The organism is Saccharothrix sp. NBAS 001 (genome assembly GCF_056640475.1).
Genome location: NZ_CM153251.1, coordinates 1,945,323 through 1,964,447, shown reverse-complemented (window position 1 = coordinate 1,964,447; position 19,125 = coordinate 1,945,323). Strand labels below are relative to the sequence as shown.

15 protein-coding genes are annotated in these 19,125 nt (G+C 73.4%); 3 read left to right on the top strand and 12 right to left on the bottom strand.

Features of this window, described 5'->3' with window-relative positions; translation table 11 throughout:
* Positions 1-209: 209 nt before the first annotated feature.
* Positions 210-338 (top strand): hypothetical protein, encoded by a 129-nt coding sequence (locus tag AC0HI0_RS08490; RefSeq protein WP_480931725.1) that lies wholly within the window; start codon positions 210-212, stop codon positions 336-338.
* Here the strand turns inward: AC0HI0_RS08490 and fes are convergent.
* On the bottom strand, positions 322-1,554 hold the full coding sequence (gene fes / locus AC0HI0_RS08485) for an enterochelin esterase (protein ID WP_480931724.1): 1,233 nt from the start codon (positions 1,552-1,554) through the stop codon (positions 322-324). The genes AC0HI0_RS08490 and fes overlap by 17 nt on opposite strands.
* Positions 1,555-1,871: 317 nt before the next feature.
* On the opposite strand from fes, the gene AC0HI0_RS08480 reads away from it, so the two are divergent.
* The gene (locus AC0HI0_RS08480; protein ID WP_480931723.1) at positions 1,872-2,408 is read left to right on the top strand and encodes a hypothetical protein; all 537 of its coding nucleotides are present in this window, start codon (positions 1,872-1,874) and stop codon (positions 2,406-2,408) included.
* A 117-nt stretch (positions 2,409-2,525) separates the two neighbouring features.
* On the opposite strand, the gene AC0HI0_RS08475 is transcribed toward AC0HI0_RS08480, so the two are convergent.
* Both AC0HI0_RS08475 and AC0HI0_RS08470 read right to left on the bottom strand, forming a co-directional pair.
* The gene (locus AC0HI0_RS08475; protein WP_480931722.1) at positions 2,526-2,954 is read right to left on the bottom strand and encodes a hypothetical protein; all 429 of its coding nucleotides are present in this window, start codon (positions 2,952-2,954) and stop codon (positions 2,526-2,528) included.
* A 36-nt stretch (positions 2,955-2,990) separates the two neighbouring features.
* Positions 2,991-3,692: an SRPBCC family protein gene (locus AC0HI0_RS08470; RefSeq protein ID WP_480931721.1), complete on the bottom strand. Its 702-nt coding sequence runs from the start codon at positions 3,690-3,692 to the stop codon at positions 2,991-2,993.
* Between the two features lie 255 nt (positions 3,693-3,947).
* Here AC0HI0_RS08470 and AC0HI0_RS08465 point away from each other — a divergent pair, with 255 nt between their 5' ends.
* Positions 3,948-6,563 (top strand): ATP-binding protein, encoded by a 2,616-nt coding sequence (locus AC0HI0_RS08465; RefSeq protein WP_480931720.1) that lies wholly within the window; start codon positions 3,948-3,950, stop codon positions 6,561-6,563.
* A 447-nt stretch (positions 6,564-7,010) separates the two neighbouring features.
* On the opposite strand, the gene AC0HI0_RS08460 is transcribed toward AC0HI0_RS08465, so the two are convergent.
* The 9 genes from AC0HI0_RS08460 to AC0HI0_RS08420 form a co-directional block, all read right to left on the bottom strand.
* Positions 7,011-8,165, bottom strand: coding sequence for a S8 family peptidase (locus AC0HI0_RS08460; protein ID WP_480931719.1), 1,155 nt, complete (start codon positions 8,163-8,165; stop codon positions 7,011-7,013).
* Between the two features lie 246 nt (positions 8,166-8,411).
* A complete protein-coding gene (locus AC0HI0_RS08455) occupies positions 8,412-10,700 on the bottom strand; it encodes an ATP-binding protein (protein ID WP_480931718.1) in 2,289 nt (762 codons plus the stop codon).
* A 900-nt stretch (positions 10,701-11,600) separates the two neighbouring features.
* Complete coding sequence (locus tag AC0HI0_RS08450) at positions 11,601-13,367, bottom strand: dipeptide ABC transporter ATP-binding protein (protein ID WP_480931717.1); 1,767 nt, start codon at positions 13,365-13,367, stop codon at positions 11,601-11,603.
* Positions 13,364-14,179: an ABC transporter permease gene (locus AC0HI0_RS08445; RefSeq protein ID WP_480931716.1), complete on the bottom strand. Its 816-nt coding sequence runs from the start codon at positions 14,177-14,179 to the stop codon at positions 13,364-13,366. Before AC0HI0_RS08445 ends, AC0HI0_RS08450 begins: the two co-directional genes overlap by 4 nt.
* Positions 14,180-14,184: 5 nt before the next feature.
* Entirely contained in the window at positions 14,185-15,279 is a 1,095-nt protein-coding gene (locus tag AC0HI0_RS08440; protein ID WP_480931715.1) for an ABC transporter permease, read from the bottom strand.
* Positions 15,276-16,946, bottom strand: coding sequence for an ABC transporter substrate-binding protein (locus AC0HI0_RS08435; protein WP_480931714.1), 1,671 nt, complete (start codon positions 16,944-16,946; stop codon positions 15,276-15,278). Before AC0HI0_RS08435 ends, AC0HI0_RS08440 begins: the two co-directional genes overlap by 4 nt.
* A gap of 472 nt (positions 16,947-17,418) precedes the next feature.
* Positions 17,419-17,871 (bottom strand): nuclear transport factor 2 family protein, encoded by a 453-nt coding sequence (locus AC0HI0_RS08430; protein WP_480931713.1) that lies wholly within the window; start codon positions 17,869-17,871, stop codon positions 17,419-17,421.
* Positions 17,868-18,266 (bottom strand): ester cyclase, encoded by a 399-nt coding sequence (locus tag AC0HI0_RS08425; RefSeq protein WP_480931712.1) that lies wholly within the window; start codon positions 18,264-18,266, stop codon positions 17,868-17,870. The genes AC0HI0_RS08430 and AC0HI0_RS08425 overlap by 4 nt, the downstream gene beginning before the upstream one ends.
* Before the next feature lie 38 nt (positions 18,267-18,304).
* On the bottom strand, positions 18,305-19,096 hold the full coding sequence (locus AC0HI0_RS08420; protein ID WP_480931711.1) for an SDR family NAD(P)-dependent oxidoreductase: 792 nt from the start codon (positions 19,094-19,096) through the stop codon (positions 18,305-18,307).
* Between the last annotated feature and the right edge of the window lie 29 nt (positions 19,097-19,125).

Below are 19,125 nucleotides of genomic sequence, written 5' to 3'. Positions count from 1 at the left end.
GACGAGGTCGGCACCGCGACCCGCGGTACCGGTGGAGGCGTCGTCCCTCAGAGGTAGAACTGCTCGTGCATCACGCCGACCACGGTAGGCCGGCAGCGGCCGGGGGTCATCCGAATTTCGCCGGCCCGGCGTGAACTCGCACTCCCCCGCGTTCGGCGGCGACGGGCGGTCGGTGCGGCAGGGGTGCCGGCGGACCTGGAGTTCGGCCCGTGGACACCGTCGGGCTGGTGGTCGTCGGCGGGGTTTCGGCGCCGCTGCTCGGGTTCCCGCTGCGCGCCTGTCGCACGCTCCCGCGCGGGCAGTGGCAGCGGTGGGCGGGGGTCACCAGCCGGTGGTGACGTCCAGCAGGGCGTCGATCAGCGCGCCCTGCCACCACGCTTGGTCGTGACCACCGCTGTATTCCACTGTGGACACCCGGTGACCGTTGGCCGACAGGGCTTTTCGCACCCGGTCGACGATCGGGGGCATCCCCCACTCCTGATTGCCGACCTGGAGCACGAACCGCAGTGGGCGGGAGGCTCGCGGGCAGTGGGCAAGCCACCCGGTGCCCGTGTCGCCCCCGGGCCACCAGAAGGACGCCGACTGGGCCACGACGGTGCCGAAGCGGTCGGGGCGGGACAGGGCCGCGTGGGCGGCGGCCAGGCCGCCGAAGCTCTGCCCCGCCACGATCGTGCGGTCGGGGTCGGCCGGGAGGCCCAACCGGTCCAGGACCGAGACCAGGTGGTCCGGGTACGCCGGGTCGCAGGTCAGGTCGGCGGTCCGGCCCGCAGCGGACGGGCCGACCATGACCGTCTTCAGGGGCGGCAGGCGGCCGGCGGCGGTCAGGGCGTCAAGGGTCGGCGCGACGGGGTGTTCCCGGGCCCACACGTCACCGTCGAGCAGGACCAGCACCGGGCCCCCGGCCGGGCCGTGCGCCGGAGCCCCGCCGTGCACCCAGACCGGCCGGTCACCGGGCAGTTCGCGCGGCGGCGGCACGGCGGCGTCCACCCAGAACCGGGCGGGGGCGGCGTCCAGCTCGGCGACGGAGAAGGTCCGACCGGTGTGCCGGCCGTGCAGCGGCGTGCGGTTGAACGGGTCGGGTTCGGCGTGGCGCAGCAGTTCGTCGCGGTGGTGCCGGCCGGTCAGCGCGGGCGGTGCGGCCAGCGGGGCCGGCACGTAGGAGCACCGCCAGTCGGCGCGCAGCCGGAACGTCGCGTGCCAGACGTCCGTGCCGGGCAGGCGGGCCGGCGAGGTCGCCGCCAGGTCGTCGTAGTCGGTGAACTTGTTGGCGTGCAACACCACGGCGTGCGCCGGGCGGCCCTCCACCGGGCGGTCGCGCCACAGGAACGTCACCGCGCGGTGGTCGGGGTCCCCGAGCGGGTCCGGCTCGACCACGGGCGTGCCGACCTCGGCGACCCGCTGCCAGAACCGTCCGGTCCGACCCGGGCGCACCGCCTCGACGAACCGGGACGGCACCGCCGTGACCGGTTCGGTCCGGGCGAACTCCGGCCGCCGGACCGTCGGACGGGAGGCGGGATCCCGGGGTGCGCCTGCGGGGTCGGACTGTCCTGTCACGACGGACGACCCTACCGAGCGGGACGCCGCCGATCGGGCGGGAGCCGGCGGACCGACGTCGCGGGGGCGCGCCGGAGTGGAATTGATTCCATCTCGCGACGCATTCCGCAAACCGGCGGAATGTGCCCGGACGAAACCTCGGCCGACCCCTTCTTTACAGCTTCAGCCTGATGGCCTATCGCAGGCACAACCATTCAGCCCCTAACGTGATGACCGTACGGCGGATGGCCCACCGGTGGCCGTCCGAAGGCCAATACCCCTCTTTCCCCGAGGAATTCCCGTTTCCCCCGGCGCACTCCCCGAAGGAATGACCGACCATGAATCGCTTCCGCACGTCCCTGGCCGTCGTCGCCGTCGCTGTCGCGGCACTGGCCACGACCGTGGTGCTCGACCAGAACAACGTCAGCGCGGCCCAACCCGCGTCCACCGACCAGGGGGTCTCCCACCTGCACGCCCAGGTCGACCTGCCGCCCGGCGCCTGGACCGACACCCCGCTGACCGTCACGCTGCCCTTCTCCGGCACCTACGAACTCGACGCGGACGTCCGCGGGCGGCTGTCCGGCACCCCCTCGTTCAACTCCTACATCACCGCGCGGCTGTGGAACGTCACCACCAACTCGGCCGTCCCGGAGAGCGAGCGGCTGATCTACCAGATCATCGACCACAACGTGGGCGACGCGCTGACCGGCGGGAACCAGACCGCGCCGATCAGCGAGCTGGTGCACGTCGGCGGACCCTCGACGATCAGGCTGCAAGCCCGCCGGGTCGACGCGGTCGGTACGGCGAGCATCGCGCAGATCTACTCCGACGGCGCCGGCTACACCTCGCTGCGGTTCGACCGGGTCGCACCCTGACCGCCCTCCCGTGAGGACGTCCCGGTCGTCCTCGGCGCGACCGGGACGGCGGGGGTCGGGCAGTGGGCGTCCGCCCGCTGCCCGACCCCCGTCCCGCCCGTCGCGCCGGGGCGGCCATCACGCGTTCCGGCGGCGGCGCGCGTGGTAGGCGACGGCGAACGCGAGCGCGGCGGCGACGATCAGTCCGGCGAACACCGGGTGCATGTCCTTGGAAAGGCTCTGCGCGCGTTCCGGACCGATTCCCCAAAGGGCCAGTGGAATGGCGTAGGCCGCGCCGAGCGCACCGGCCCACGGGCGCAGTGGTCGGAGCCGGGAGTTCCGCAGGACCCCGATCAGCACGATCGCGACCGGGACGACGGCGACCATCGCGAATTGGCCGATGATGAACACCGGAACGGTCCAGGCCGCGATGACGACGGGCCGCGAACCGGCCCGGCCGGAATCGGTGCCGCCGGAATCTGGGCAGCCGGAATCTGGGCCGCCGGAATCTGGGCCGCCGGAATGGGCGCGAGCGGAATCGGTGTGGTCGGGCACGGTGGTGCGCACTTGTCTCTCCTCTGGGCGTTCGGTGTCGTGGACCGGTCAGCGGTGGCAGTCGCGGGCCTCGGCGGTGGTCTTGAGGTCCTTCAGCCACGCCTTGAGCCCCTCGCCGAGGAAGTGGACCGAGGTGGGCACGTCGGCCTCGACCTGGGCGCCGGTCCAGGTCTCCTCGGTGCGCACCAGGACACCGCCCGGGACCTTGGTGAAGTTCCAGACGTGCACGCCCCGGTCGATGGTCAGCCCCTCGCCGATCGCGGGCCCGGTCCAGCGGATGCACTTGTCGCGCTGGATCTGCTGCACGGTGGAGGTGATGACCAGGGTGGTGGCCGGGGTCGTCGCGGTGGGCGGCACCGGGGTGGTCCAGCGGAACTGCGAGCGGGCCCGCAGCGCGCCGTGGTCCAGGCGCTCGGCGGTGGCGACCGGCGGCTGCCAGGACGGCCAGCCCTCGACGTCGGTCTGGAGGTCCCAGATCGTGTGCGAGGACGCCTTGATGAACGCCTCGGTGCGGTACCGGATCTTGGCGGCCGGGTCGACGCCCTCGCCCCGGCAGGTCAGCGGGGCGGTGTCACCGGTCACCCGCTGGACCGTCACGCCGTCCTGCTCGGCGGCGGCCTGGGCGGGGGCGGCCCCGAGCAGGCCCGCGACCAGCGGGACCGCGACCAGGGCGGCGCGCGCCCCGGACCGGCTGCGGGCGGTGGCGCGGGCCTGGCGATCGGACGAGGTGGTCGGGTCGAGGTCGGTCATGGTCCTTCTCCTTGTTCGACGGTCGCGGTCCCGGTCGGCCGCTCTCGGACGACTCCACGATGTCGCGGGACGGCCGCCGTTCGCGTCGGTGGACATCACCTACGCGCCGGCCGCCCGGGTGAGGCGGCGCGCCGGTCTCGGCGTGACGCGCGCCACTCTCGCGGGCGGCGTACTGGCGGAACGGGGTCGTTCGCGTCGGCGGTCGTCGCCGAACCACTGGATCCGATCTCCGAAGTCCGCAATGATCGGGCCCACATGGACGGGTTGCTCGGGCGGCGGGACGAGACGTCGCGGCTTCAGGTGCTGCTGGACGACGCGAGGCAGTCCCGGGGTGGTGCGGTGGTGGTGCTCGGCGAACCGGGCATCGGCAAGAGCGCGCTCCTGGACCACCTGGCGGACTCCGCCGCCGATTTCCTCGTCGTGCGGGCCTCCGGTGCCGAGTTCGAGACCGAGCTGCCCTACTCCGCGCTGCACCAGCTGTGCGTTCCGGTGCTGGAGCACCTGGACGCGCTCCCACCACGGCACCGCGACGCGCTGCGGGTCGCGTTCGGTTTGGAGACCGGCACGCCCGACCCGTTCCTGGCCGGCGCCGCGACGCTGGGCCTGCTGCTGGAGCACGACCGCCCGCTGCTGTGCCTGGTCGACGACGCGCAGTGGCTGGACCGCGCGTCGGCCCGCGCGCTGGCGTTCGTCGCCCGCCGGGTGACCGCCGAGCGGGTCGCCGTGGTGTTCGCCGCCCGGGAGAGCCCGGCCGAGCTGCACCACCTGCCCCGCACGGACATCCGGCCGCTCGGCGAGCCCGAGGGCCGCGCGCTGCTGGCCCGCGAGATCCGCGCGCCACTGGACGAACGGGTCCGCGACCGGGTCCTCGCCGAAGCCCGGGGCAACCCGCTGGCGCTGGTGGAACTGGCCCGCACGGCCGGGTTGAGCGGGCTGGCCGGCGGCTTCGACCTGCCCGCCCCGGCCGCCGCCGAACGCAGCTTCCAAGCCCGCCTGGAGGGGTTGCCGGCCGACGTGCGGCTGCTGCTGACGGTGGCCGCCGCCGAGCCGGTGGGCGATCCCGGCCTGCTGTGGCGGGCGGCGGCGCTGCTGGGCGTCGAGTCGGCGGCCGGGCGGGACGTGCCGCTGGTCGAGTTCGGCACCAGGGTCCGGTTCGTGCACCCGCTGGCCCGCTCGGCGGTCTACCGGGCGGCGTCCGAATCGGACCTGAGGCTCGCGCACGGCGCTCTCGCGCGGGTCGGCGACCCCCTGGCCGATCCGGACCGGGTCGCCTGGCACCGCGCGCTGGCCGTGGTCGGCCCGGACGAGGACGTGGCCGCCGACCTGGCCGATTCGGCGTCCCGGGCGCAGGCCCGAGGCGGCGTGGCCGCCGCGGCGGCGTTCCTGGAGCGCTCCGCCGCGCTCACGCTCGAACCGGGCCTGCGGGTGGACCGGGTGCTGGCGGCGGCCGAGGCGAAGCTGTCCGCCGGGGACTTCGACGCCTCCGCCGGGTTGCTCTCGACCCTGCGGCCCGACGACCCGCGCGTCGACCTGCTGCGCGGCCGGATCTCGTTCGCCCGCTTCCGGGGCGAGGACCTGCCCACCGAGCACCTGCTGCGGGCCGCCGGGAAGCTGGCGGACAAGGAGCCCGCCGACGCGCGGGCCACCTACGTGGACGCCGTCGAGATGAGCATCGTGACCGGCGGCCTGGCCGCCGTGGTCGACGCCGCGCGGGCCGCGCCGCCCGCGCCCGGCCTGCCCGGCAGCGCCGACGCCCTCCTGGACGGCGTGGTCGCCCTGGCCGATCGCGGCCACCGGGCCGCCGCCGAGTTCCTCCGGCCGGTGCTGGCCGACCGCGACGACGAGGCGTGGACCCGGTGGCCCACGCTCGGGTTCATGCTCGCCATCGAGTTCTGGGACATCGACGCCATGCGCGGCATCGCGGCCCGCGCCACCGCCGCCGGCCGCGAGTCCGGCTCGTTCCACCTGCTGCCGATCGGGCTGGCCATGCTCGCCACGGCCACCGCGCACCTGGGCGAGTTCGGCGCGGCCAAGGAGATGGTGTCCGAGGAGGAGGCGATCGCGGAGGCCACCGGGGCGGCCCCGCTGGTCTACCCCCGGCTGCACCTGGCCGCGCTGCACGGCCGGCGCGCGCCGGCCGAGGAGCTGTTCGCCCAGGTCGGCCCGCACATGACCCTCAGCGTCCAGTACGCGACCTCCGTGCTGGACAACGGCCTCGCCGACTACCCCGGCGCGCTGCGCGCCGCCCAGCGGGCGGTGGCGACCGGCGACCTCGGGCTGTCCGGCCTGGCCCTGCCCGAACTGGTCGAAGCCGCGGTGCGCTGCGGGGAGCAGGACGAGGCACGTGCCGCGCTCGCGACCTTGACCGACCGCACGAGCGCCGGCGGCCACCCGGTCGGGCGGGGCGTCGAAGCCTACGCACGGGCGCTGGTGACCGACGACGAGGACGCCTACCGCGAGGCCGTCACGCTGCTGGACGCCGGGCCGGCGGCGGTCTGGCGGGGCCGCGCCCACCTGGTGCACGGCGAGTGGCTGCGCCGCCAGGGACGCCGCCGCGACGCCCGCACCGCGCTGCGCCACGCGTACGACCTGCTGTCCGCGCTCGGCGCGGAAGCCTTCGCGGCACGGGCGGCGAACGAGCTGCGGGCGACCGGCGAACGCGCCCGCAGCCGTTCCACGCCGACCTCCGACGCGCTGACCGTGCAGGAGGTGCACATCGCCCGCCTGGTCGCCGACGGGGCCACCTCCAAGGAGGTCGCCGCCAAGCTGTTCCTCAGCCCCCGCACGGTCGACGCCCACCTGCGCAACATCTTCCGCAAGCTCGCCATCACCTCGCGGCGGCAGCTGCGCGACCTGCCAGCCATCCGCTAGCTGTACTGCCCTGTGAGGTTGGGAGCGCGGCCGGCGGGTGGTGGGTCGTCGAGTGCGGTGGGCCGGGGTGGTGATTGTCGGTGTGCGGCCGTCGGGGCATCGCTTCGCGACGCTCGGTTTCCGGGGTGCGGGGACGGGTGTGGGCCCATTCGTCGGGCAGCGTGCGGGTGAACCGTTCGACCTTGTCGTTGGTCCGGGGCCGGGCGGGGGTGGTCGTCCACCGCGTTGTGCGGGTGGGGGTGGCCCAGGTCCGGTCGGCCGCCGACGGTGCAGACCCGGGCGGGGTCGACGGTGCGTCGGCGTGGAACACGAGGGCCTCCGTGGCCGGTGCAGACGCCGCAATCCACACCGAACCCGGAGGCCCTCCCTCATTCCAGGATCATCCGACTACGTGTCCCCACGTCCACAACCCCCTCGGGCAGTACACCTGGCCCGGCGGCGGCGCGGTCAGAGGCCGCTGGTGTAGAGCAGGCGGTTGGGGCTGGTCTTGGACACCTGGAGAACGTCCTTTGTGGACTGACCGGCCAGCCAGAAGGCGGTGTCCTCGGGGTCCGCGGTCGGGTTCGTCGCCAGGTGCAGGGCCGCCACGCCGGCCACGTGCGGGGCCGCCATCGACGTACCGTTGAGCGCGACGCTGCCGCCGCCGAGCCGGGCCGAGGTGATCGCCTTGCCCGGCGCGTAGAGCCACAGGCACGGGCCGAAGTTGGAGAAGTCGGTTTCCCGGTCGGCCTGGTCGGTCGCGCCGACGGTCACCGCGCGCTCCGCGCTGGCCGGGGAGATGCCGCACGCGTCGACGGCGTCGTTGCCGGCCGCCACGACGGGGAGCACGCCCTTGCGCGACAGGCCGTCCACAGCGGCGTTGAGGGCCTCGGAACGGCCGCCGCCGAGCGAACCGTTGAGGACGGCGGGTCCGGCGGCGTTGGCGGCCACCCACTCGATGCCGGCGATGATCCCGGAGTTCGTGCCCTGGCCGTCGCAGCCCAGCACCCGCACACCGACCAGGGAGACCTTGCGCGCCACGCCGAAGGTCGCGCCGCCCACGGTGCCGGCGACGTGCGTGCCGTGGCCGTGGCAGTCCGCGCCCGCCCGGCCGTCGCGCACCGCGTCGTAGCCCGCCACCGCGCGCCCGCCGAACTCGATGTGGCCGTAGTCGATGCCGGTGTCGAGGATGTAGGCGGTGACGCCCTCGCCGGTGCCGCGCACGGTGAACCGGTCGTCCAGCGGCAGCGTGCGCTGGTCGATCCGGTCGAGCCCCCAGCTGGGGACGCTCGCCCGCGTGGCGGTGACGACGGAGTCCTCCTCCACCGACGCGACGGCGGGCAGCTTGCGCACCGCCTCCAGCTGGAGCGGGTCGAGCGGGGCGGCGAAGCCCCGGAACACCTCGCTGTAGGTGAACTTCGGGGCGACCCCGAGGACCTGGCCGGCGGCGACCGCCGGGTCCTCGCCCGGTTTGAGGGAGACGATGTACTCGCCGGGGATCGGGACGGCCGCGCGGATCAGCGGGGCGGGCCGGTCCGGGGTGTCGGCGGCCGCGCCCGGCGTGGCGCACGCGAAGGGGAGCAGCACCGTCGCGGCGATGGCGGCCCGCGTGAGCTTGCGCATTCGATACCCCGTTTCCGTCCACGCGTGCTCCGCCCGCGGCGGAGCGATCGCGGCGATCCGTCCCGTCGTTCTCCCTTCGACGGGCCGAAAAGCCGGCTTGAGCCGATTCACCCGGCGCAGCGACGGCGCACAACCCCGGTGTGGGGCGGGGTTGCCACGTCCGGGTCGACCGGGCGGCGACGGTGACGCACGGCGACGTGCCGACCCGCCACGGCGCGTGGCGGGTCGGCCGCTTTGGTCGGACGGTTACCGGGCCACCGGTCGCCACTCCCCCGCCGGACCGACGCCTCCCGCCCCGACCGCGACCGGCTGGTCGCCGGGTGCGGGGTAGTCGCAGGATGCGAAGTGCCCGCCGGGTGCGGAGTTCTCGCCGGGTGCGGAGTTCTCGCCGGGGAAGGGGCTCGTGCCGACCACCAGCGGCAGCGCCCGCAGCAGCCGGGCCCGTTTCGCGGAAGCCGACCCGGGCACCCCGAAGATGCGGTGGAAGATCCGCCAGGTCGATTCGGTGATGCACTCGCCGATGGTGCCGATCAGGTTCTCGAAGAGTCGGGCCACCGCGTCCGCCGAGAGCGGTTCGAGCAGGATCCGGGTGCTGTTCGGCTGCGCCAGGCCCCAGTGCGGGAAGCTGCGGTGGAAGTTCTCGTTGGCGCAGGCCACCACCAGCAGCATCCCGGACTGGCTGCACGAGCCCAGGCGTTCGAAGAAACCCCGGGTCGCGTCGTCGGCCAGGTGCAGGTCGTCCACCGCGATGATGACGGGCTGCCTGAGCGCGAGCCGGTGCACGACGTCCTCGGGCCCCGTCCCGTCCGGCTCGTCGCGGTCGGCCGGCACGGGCGCGCCGGCGTGGCCCACCTCGTGCTGCAACGAGCGCAGTTGGCCGACCACGGCCGCCGGGTCGATGCTCACCGACCGGCTCACCCGGTAGCGCACGATCAGCGGTGCCGCGCGGCCGGTCTCCTCCAGCAGCCGGCAGAACTCCATCAGCAGCCGGCTCTTGCCGGTCCCGTGGCCGCCGAGGATGGTCACCAGGTGCGGGACGCTGCGGCGCTCGACCCGCTCGAACATCCGCCGCAGGATCTCCATCTCGTGCTCGCGGTCCATGAACGGCCTGGTGTCGACCGGGTACTCCGCCGAGGGGGCTTCCGCGACCCAGTACGGCAGTTCGTCGCCGGCGGCGGCCAGGTAGGACACCTGGTCGGCGGTCAGCGACCGGGTCCGGTCCGAGACCCAGATCATGCCCACCGGCACCTGCGGGAAGATCTCCCAGCACTGGTCCAGCAGCGTCCCGTTGGCCGACACCCGGTTGCGCCGGGGCGAGGAGTCGGCGTGGCGCTGGAGGTCGCCGGTCGCCACCATGGCCCGGATGGTGAGCCCGTGCTCGTTCTCGTCGGACACGTCGAGGCTGTCGCGCAGCAGCAGGGCCAGCCGCGTGGCCTCCGCGGCGCTCTCCCGGGGGTCGTCCAGGTCGAACAGGGCGATCGTCGCGGAGCCCACGGACGCCAGGATCTCGCCGCCCCGGCACTCCACGCCCGAGCGGACCAGGGTGTGGATCCCGTCGAGCAGTTCGTCCACGCCGACCGGGTGCGCGGTGCGCGCGCCGGCCCCGACGTGCGCCCGGACGATCATCACGGTCGCCTCGTGCCGGTGCGGGAGCGCCTGGGCGGGCACGGTGACGTCGAGCCGGCTCGGCGCGGTCAGCAGGTCCGGCACGATCTCGGGGGTGGGGGTGGGGGTTGGGGTCGGAGTGGGGGCGGGTTCAGGGGTGGGATCGGCGGCGCGCCACGACACCGGGAGGGCGGCCCGGGCGGGGCCGTCGTCGGCCACCGGGCAGGACTCGTTGAGCGTCGGGTCGTGCGACAGGATCCGCTGCTGGAGTTCGCGCAGCCACGGGCCGGGCACCAGGCCGAACTCGTCGACGAGTTCGACGTGCGTGCGGCTGTAGACGTTGAGCGCCTCGGTCTGCCGGCCGGAGCGGTAGAGGGCCAGCATCAGCAGTCCCCGGGCCCGTTCCCGCAGCGGTTCGGTCTCCACCATCTTCTCGATGCCGCCGATCACCTCGCGGTGCCGGCCGCACTCGATCTCGGCCTCGAAGTACAGCTCCTGCGCGTCGGTCCGGGAGTTCTCCACGATGGTCGACTCCGGCCAGACCACGCCGACCTCGGCGAGGTCGGCCAGCACGTCGCCGCGCCACAGGTCCAGCGCGTCGCGCAGGATCGCGGCGGCCTCCGCCGGGGAGCCGTTGGCCATCCTCTTGCGGCCGAGTTCGAGCCGGCGGTAGAAGACGTGGACGTCGACCATGTCCTCGTCGACGTTGAGCAGGTAGCCCGGCGACTGGGTGACCAGCGCGGGCACCGCGCCGTCCCGCGCGCGCAGCCTGCTCAGCACCGAGCGCAGCGACCAGACGGAATTCTGCAGGATCTTGCGCGCGGTGGCCGGCGGGGTATCTCCGGACCAGAGCGAATCGACCAGCCGACTGGCGGCGACGACCTGGTTCGGTTCGAGCAGCAGGCGGCCCAGCAGAGCGCGCTGTTTCACACCGCCGAGGATCGCCCGCTCATCGTCCCGGACGACCTCTAACGGGCCCAGGATTCGAAATTTTATCATGATTTCTCCCCCAAGTATTCATGATTGACGATTCAGTCTCGGAGTGCACGTCCCCGGTTCCGGACAGCGCTGCCCGGGACCATTGCGAGCCGACGATTCGCATTCGAGCCCCGCGGCCGTGCCGGACGGACATCCGGCCCGGTCACTGTCCGGCGGCGATCCGCCGGTCGACCGGGGTCCACCGGTCGACCGGGGTCCACCGGTCGACCGGGGTCCGCTCGGACCCGGCTGGAGCCACCGCCGCCCGGGTCGCCCCACGTCACGGAGTGGAGGCCCGTTCCGGGACCACCGGTGGCGGGCGGTGTTACGGCGACGAGCGTGACGCCCTGGCGCAACCCGTGGGCCACGCCGGTCGCGACCGCACCGCGAGTTCCGGCGCACCGGAATGCGTCCCGCGAAATGCGGAAATCGTCCGACCAGGTCGTGTCGAACCCACGTACTCACCCCCAGAGCACACCGACGACGTGCCAACGACCACGTTCCCGCCGACCTCACCGCCGACGCGGCCCCCGTGCCGCGGACGGATCAGGACAGCGGTCTCGGTCGTGCCCACGAGGAGAAAGAAACTCCCCGAAGTCACGACGACGAAAAATCGCCGAACACCGGGAGCGGAGTCAACCCGCGGAGTCCACCCAGACCACCTCATTCGGACCATACCAGCTGTTTTCCGACAACGGCAACCGCCCATTCAGTCGGATCGATTGCCCGGACAATCAGGGGGAACCGGTTGCCGCGCTCCGATCCAACCAGACCTTCCACTCCGCGCGGCCGGGTTGTCCAGGAGTGGGTACGGCTTCGGTGATCTTCCCATTGGCGGATCCGATACCGGGGTCACCGGCCGGCGGGTCCGGCCACGACGTCGCGCAGCGTGGTCGCGGCGAGCAGTTCGCGGGTGTAGGCGTGCCGGGGGCGGTCGAAGACCTCGTCCACCGGCCCGGTCTCCACGATCTCGCCGCCGGTCATCACCGCGACCCGGTCGCTCACGTGCCGGACCACGCCCAGGTCGTGGGAGATGAACAGCAGCGCCGCGCCGGTCTCGTGCCGCAGGTCCAGCAGGAGGTCGAGGATCTGGGCCTGCACCGAGACGTCGAGCGCCGAGACCGGTTCGTCGCAGACCAGCACGTCCGGCTCGGTGGCCAGGGCGCGGGCCACCGACACCCGCTGGCGCTGGCCGCCGGACAGCTCGCGGGGGCGGCGGCCCAGCAGCGCGTGGGACAGGCCGACCTGGTCCAGCAGTTCGGCGACCCGGGCCCGGCGGTCCCGCCCGCGCCGGCCGGTGCGGGCCACCGCCTCGGCGACGATCCGCTCCACGGTGTACCGGGGGTCGAACGAGCCCAGCGGATCCTGGTGGACGGTCTGGATCCGGGTGCGGCGGGCCCGGCGGGCGCGTTCGGGCAGGCCGCTCCACGGCTCGCCCAGGAAGCGGACGTCGCCCTCGTCCGGGGTCACCAGGCCGAGCGCGATGCGGGCGGCGGTGGTCTTGCCGGAGCCGGATTCGCCCACCAGCCCGAGGGTCTCGCCGCGGCGCAACGTGAACGACACGTCCTTCACCGCGTCGTACCACGTCCGGTCGGGGGCCTGGAAGCGCTTGGTGATGCCGGTGACCTCGACGAGGGGTTCGCCGACCACCGGAGCGGGGGCGACGGGGTGGTCGACCGGGTCGGCCTCGGCGGGCGCGGGGTACCAGCAGCGGGGGCCGGCCGCCGGCGGTTCGGGCAGCCCGGCGCGGCAGCGGTCGTCGGCACGGGGGCAGCGGGTGGCGTAGGGGCAGCCGTCCGGGCCGGGCGCGGGGTTGGCCGACGGGGTGGCCGACAGGCGGACGCCGCGCGGGCGGGTGCCGGGGACGGCCGCGATCAACGCCTGGGTGTAGGGGTGGCGGGGGTCTTCGAGGACGTCGCGCACGGGGCCGTGCTCCACGACCACGCCGCCGTACATCACCGCGATGCGGTCGGCGATGCCCGCCACCACGGACAGGTCGTGGCTGATCAGCAGCAGCGCGGTGCCGTCGTCCTTGAGCGTCCGCAGCAAGCGCAGGACCTGGGCCTGCACCGTGACGTCCAGCGCGGTGGTCGGTTCGTCGGCGATCAGCAGGCGGGGGCGCGCGGCCAGCGCGGACGCGATGAGGGCGCGCTGGCGCAGGCCGCCGGAGAGCTGGTGCGGGTGCTGGCGGGCGCGCCGGTCGGGTTCGGGCACCCCCACCGAGGTGAGCAGGTCGCGCACCCGCGCGGGGCGCTCGGCCCGGTCCACGACCGCGTGCACGCGCAGCGCCTCGCCGATCTCGGCGCCCACCGTGCGCAGCGGGTCCAGCGACACCAGCGCGTCCTGCAGGACCAGGCCGATCTCACGGCCGCGCACCCCGCGCCAGCCCGCTTCCCGGACGCCGGTGAGGTCGCGGCCGTCGAAGGACAGGGTGCGGGCCCGGACGGTCGCGGTGTCGCCGGTCAGGCCGACCAGGGAGCGGGCGGTGACGCTCTTGCCGGACCCGGATTCGCCGACGATCGCCAGGCACTCCCCCTGGTCCAGGGTGAACGACGCGTCGCGGACCGCGCGGGTGCCGGGGAAGGCGACGTCGAGACCGTCGACGACGAGCAGGCTCATGCGGGCGTCCTCCTGGTGAACGCGGCCTGGAGCCGGCGGCCGACGACGTTGACCGACACCACGGCCAGGGTGATCGCGGCGCCCGGGAACACGGCGGTCCACCAGGCGACGGCGAGGAACTTGCGGCCGGAGGAGAGCATCGAGCCCCACTCCGGCTCCGGCGGGCGCGCGCCCAGGCCGAGGAAGCTCAGGCCCGACACCGCGATGATGGCGGTGCCGAAGCCGACCGTGGCGAGCACGAGCAGCGGGCCGAGCGCGTTGGGCAGCACGTGCCGCGCGATCAGCACGGCCCTGGGCAGGCCGAGCCCGACGGCGGCTTCGACGTACCCGGAGCGGCGGACCACGAGCGCCTCCGCGCGGACCATCCGGGCGTAGCCGGGGATCAGCGCGACCGCGATCGCGATCATGGTGTTGCCGGGCCCCGCGCCGAGCACGGTGATCACCAGCAGCGCCAGCATGAGTTCCGGCAACGACAGCAGCACGTCGGCCAGGCGCATGAGGACGGTGTCGGCGGCCGTCCCGCCGAGCGCGGCGGCGATGCCGATCAGCGCGCCCACCGTGACCGCGATGAGGATCGCGCCCAGGCCGACCGACAGCGACGAGCGCGCGCCGTGCACGACGCGGGCGAACACGTCGCGGCCGAGTTCGTCGGTGCCGAACCAGTGCGCGCCACCGGGTGGCAGCAGCGCGTCGACCGGGGCGGGCTCGATCGGCGACGCCGAGGTGAACCAGTCGGGCGCGACGGCGGCCAGCGCCAGCACGACCACGGCCGCGCCGCTCGCGAGCACGGCCGCACGGGGAATCCTGCGCACGCGGGTCACCTCGTCCGCAACCGGGGGTCGACCGCCAGGTAGAGCAGGTCGACCAGGGTGGAGATCACGACGAACACCAGCGCCGACAGCAGCACGAGGCCGACCACCAGCGGCATGTCCTTGTTGGTCACCGCCTGGAGGGTCAGCGCGCCGATGCCGGGCCGGCCGAACACGGCTTCGACCAGGACCGCGCCGCCGAGCAGCGAGCCGGTGAGCCAGCCGGCCAGGGTGACCAGCGGGATGGTGGCGTGCCGCAGCGCGTGCCGGGCCCGCACGGCGGTCCGGCTCAGGCCACGAGCGCGGGCGGTCACCGAGAAGGGTTCGGCCAGCGCCGCTTCCAGGCCCTCCCGCAGCACCTGGGAGAGCACCCCCGCCACGGGCAGCGCCAAGGTCAGCGCGGGCAGCACGAGGGAGGAGAAGTCCTGCGCGCCCGACACCGGGAACCACCGCAGCGAGAAGGAGAACGCGGACAGCAGCAGGATCCCGACCCAGTACGGTGGGCTGGACACCGCGAGCAGTTCCCAGCCCGACGCCAGCGACTTGACCGCCCGGCCGCGCCCCGCCGTGGCGATCGCGGACGCGACCGAGACCGCCGCGGCGAGCACCAGGGCGGCCAGCGCCAGCGCGGCGGTGGGGCCGATCTGGTCGCCGATCAGGTCGACCACCGGGCGCTGCAACTGGTAGGACCGGCCCAGGTCGCCGGTCCCGAGCCGGCCGAGGTAGTGCAGGTACTGCACCACCACCGGCCGGTCGAGGCCGTACTCCGCCCGGATGGCCTCCTGCACCTGCGCCGACGCCTGGGTCGCCGGCCCGAGGATGATCGCGACCGGGTCCCCCGGGATGAGTTGCAGCGCGGCGAACGCGAGGCTGGCCGCGCCGAGGAGGACGGCCAGCGCGGCCAGGATCCGGTGCGCGGCTCCGCGCAGCAGCGGGCCCAGCCCGTTCTGGAGTCGGCGGAGCCCGTGCCGGGACGGGTCGGGGCCGTCCGGGAGCGGGTCGGCACCGTCCAGGAGCGGGTCGGCACCGTCCGGGAGCGGGTCGCGGCGCGGCGGGAGGCCGCGTCGGATCGGGAGGAGCCTGTGCAGGAGTGGGCGGGTCACTTCTTGTCGAGCCAGACGTCGTGGAAGGCGAGCCGGGCGTCGCGGGTGTAGGCCAGGCCGTGCACGGACTTGCCGACGCCGGCGGAGTTGACCGGGGTGTACACCGGGAGCACCAGGGCCAGGTCGACCACGGACCGCTGCTGCACCTTGGCGTAGGACTCGGCGCGGGCGGCCGGGTCGGCGGTGGCGCGGGCGGTCTCGGTCAGGCGGTCGAGGTCGGCGTCCTTGGTGAAGGTCGCGTTCTGGCCGCCCTTGCCGGGCTGGCTGGCGCTGTTGAAGAACAGCCACAGCACGTCCGGCTCGAACCGGTTCCAGCTGTAGTCGGTGAAATCGCCCTCGCCGCCGTAGACCTGCTTGATGAACGTGCCGATGTCGGGCTGGTCGCGGACCACCTCCACGCCGACCTTCTTCAGGTCCGCCTGGAACGCCTGGCCGAGCACGTCGCGCTGCTCGCGCAGGTAGGGCGGCGGCATGAGCGGCCACTTCACCACGAGCCGCGCGCCGTTCTTGGTGCGGTAGCCGTCGGCGTCCTTCGCGGTCCAGCCGGCCTGGTCGAGCAGCTTGTTCGCCTCGGCCTGGTCGAAGCGCACGCTGTTCTCCAGCTTGGCGTCGTACCCGGTGGTGGACGGCGACAGCGGGCTCCACGCGCGCTTGAACTGTCCGAAGTAGACGGTCTTCACGGCCTGGTCGACGTCGACGGCGCGCTGGACTGCCTTGCGCACCAGCGGGTCGTCGAGCGGGGCCTTGGAGGCGTTGAGGTAGATGTTGTAGTTGCCGCCGGGGACGTCGCTCTTGAGCAGCTTGACCTCGGGGTTCGACTCCAGCGCGCGGACGTCGACGGGTGCGATGGCGCGGGCCACCTGGATCTGGCCGCTGGTCAGCGCGCCGACCCGGACCGAGTCCTCGGACAGGAACCGCACGGTGAGCTTGTCGAGGTAGGCCGCGCCCTTGTGCGCGGCGTCCTCGGGAGCCCAGTTGTAGTCCGGGTTCTTGGTCAGCTCGATGCTCTGGCCCTTGGTGTAGCCGGTGAAGGTGAACGGCCCGGTGCCGACCGCGACCGGGCCGCCGCCCGCGAGCTTGTCGGCGTTGTCCGCCAGCGCCTTCGGGGAGTAGAACCCGAGGTAGGTGGTGCTCGCGCCCTGGAGGAAGGGGGCGAACGGCGCGGTGAAGGCGACCTTCACGGTGCGCGGGTCGACCACCTCGGTGCCCGCGTACGGGCCGAGCAGGCTGGCCGCGAGCTGGGATTTGGTGGCGGGGTTGGCGATCCGGTCGAAGTTGGCCTTCACGGCGGCGGCGTCGAACGGGGTGCCGTCGGTGAACTTCACGCCGTCGCGCAGGTGGAAGGTGTAGGACTTCAGGTCGGGCGCGGTTTCCCACGAGGTGGCCAGCCACGGGGTGAAGCGGCCTTCGGCGTCCACCGACACCAGGGAGTCGAACACGTTGCGCAGGATCTCGCCGGTGATGTCCTGCGGGCTCACGTGCACGTCGAACGAGACGGGTTCGCTGTCCACGGCGAAGGTCAACTCGCCGCCCGGCACCGGGCTCGCCGCCGGGTCGGATCCGGCGCTCGTCCCGCCGCCGCAGGCGGTTAGGGCGAGCGCTAGACCGGCGACCAGGGCGGCGACCCGGCGCGAAGGGGACTCTACGGTGGCTCTTCGCCTGGGCATGGGGGTGCTCCACAACGTCGATTGCTTGATTACCGCTGGGCGGTAGGGGAATCCGCCGAGAGGTTGGATCGAACGTAGTCCGGGGATCCGAAGTGGAGGCACCCCTGGCCACCCCTACCGACCCCTATGGGGTGAGTGGATTGTGGGGGTGGATCGTGGGGGGTGGGGTGGGGTGGGGTGAGGGAAGGGCAAAAGAGTCCTCGCCGGACGGGCGAGCCGCCAAGGATGACTTAAAAGAACGGGCGGGCGTCGTGTCATCCCCGTATGGCCCGGTCGGAGACAACCACCCTTGGCCAGGGTGTGCAAGCGAAGGGCGTGCTTGCACACCCTGGCCAAGCGCGGTTCGCTGGCGCGCGGGCCATACGGGGATGACACGACGCGGGGCTGGGTGTGTGCGGGGCTGGGAGAGCCGGAGGTTGAGAGGGTCGGAGGTTGGAGAGTTGGAGAGTTGGAGGTTAAGAGGGTGGGGGGCTCAGGGTAGCCAGAGGGAGAGGACCTCCTCTGGCACTGGGACTACCGGGCTTCGGGGGAAGCGGTGGACGGAGATTCGCAGGGCTATCCGCCAGCCTGCCCAGGTTCGGTGGAACTCGTCCAGGTAGTCGCCGTTGGTGACGCTGCCGTCTGCCAGTACGGCCAGGTAGCGGCTGCGGACTCGGAGTACGTCCTTCGGGTCGTTCGGGGCTCGGGTGACCACCGAGTCGAGCGTGTGGTGGTCCACCCGTTCTGGTCCGATGGCCAGTGCGAACTCTCGGATGGCGTCGATTCCGCGGACCTCGCGGCCGGTGCCCATGGTCAGGCGGATGACCGCGTTTTCGGTGAACACCAAGGGGAAACGGTCGAGGTCGCGGTTGTCGAAGACGTGTGGGAACAGGGCTCTGACCTGGTCGACCTCGGCGATTTCCGCCTGTGTCGGCGTGGCGCTCACGGGGTTACCTGCTGGAGGATGCCCAGTCGGTCGGGCAGTACGCGGTAGCGCACTACCTGGCCGTCCCGGAACGTGATGTGGCTGACGCTGTGCCCTACGAAACGCCTTCCTGTTCCGGGGACTCCGAACATGTTTCCCCGGTGGATGCCGTCCATCCGCCAGTACACCACCACGCGGTCGTCCTCGGCGACCAGTTCGGTGATGGTGGTCTTGACGTCCTCGACGGTCTCCCACAGCCACGTGGCGTGCTGCCGGAAGCCGTCGCGGCCCTCGCCGCCCGCTGCCTCGTCCACGGCGTCCTCGGCGATGATCTCGTCCACCACGTCGAGCCGGCGCTGGTTGACGAACTCCTCGTAGTACCGCCGGGCGACTTCCTTGTTGACCTCGATGCTCACTGCTCGCCTTTCTCGCTCACGGGGGGTGGGGTGCGGGGTCAGCTCGGGGGTTCGCCGAAGACGGCCGGCGGCAGCAGGATGCCGCCGTTGGCGGACAGGCCGCCGTCGACCGAGAGCACGGTCCCGGTGATGTAGGACGCGGCGGTCGAGGTGAGGAAGAAGATCGCTTCGGCCTGCTCGCGGGGCTGCGCCCAGCGTCCGAGCGGGATGCGGCGGGCGATGGTCCTGCCGAAGGTCGGGTGGTCCACCTGCGACTGGGTCATCGGGGTGACCGTGCCGCCGGGTGCGATGGCGTTGATCCGGATGTTCTCCGGCGCGTAGTCGATCGCGGCACCGCGGACCAGGTTGATCTGGGCGGCCTTCGCGGCGTTGTAGGCCCACGTCGACGGGTCGCCGCGCAGGCCGGACACCGACGCGGTGACCACGATCGCGCCGCCGCCGGAGGCGCGCAGCGCGGGGGCCGCGCCGCGGATGCCCGCCGCCGCGCCGATCACGTTGACGGTGAGCACCTCGGCGAGCCGTTCGAGCGCGCCGGGCGACTCCAGCGGGCCGCCGCCGCCGTAGCCCGCGTTGAGCACGGCCGCGTCGAGCCGGCCGAAGCGCTCCAGCGCGGCGGCGGCGGCTTCGGCGTTGGTGCGCTCGCGGGCGACGTCGCCGATCACGGTCGCCACGTCCGGCCGGTCGGCCAGGTCGGCGAGGCCGCGCGGCGAGATGTCCACCGCGACGGCGTGCCAGCCGCGCTCCAGGTACAGGTCGAGGGTGGCGCGGCCGATGCCGGAGCCGGCACCCGTCACGATCACGACCCGGGTCGGCTCTTCTGTTGTGGACACTGGGTTCGTCCGGTCCTCTCGTCGTTCGT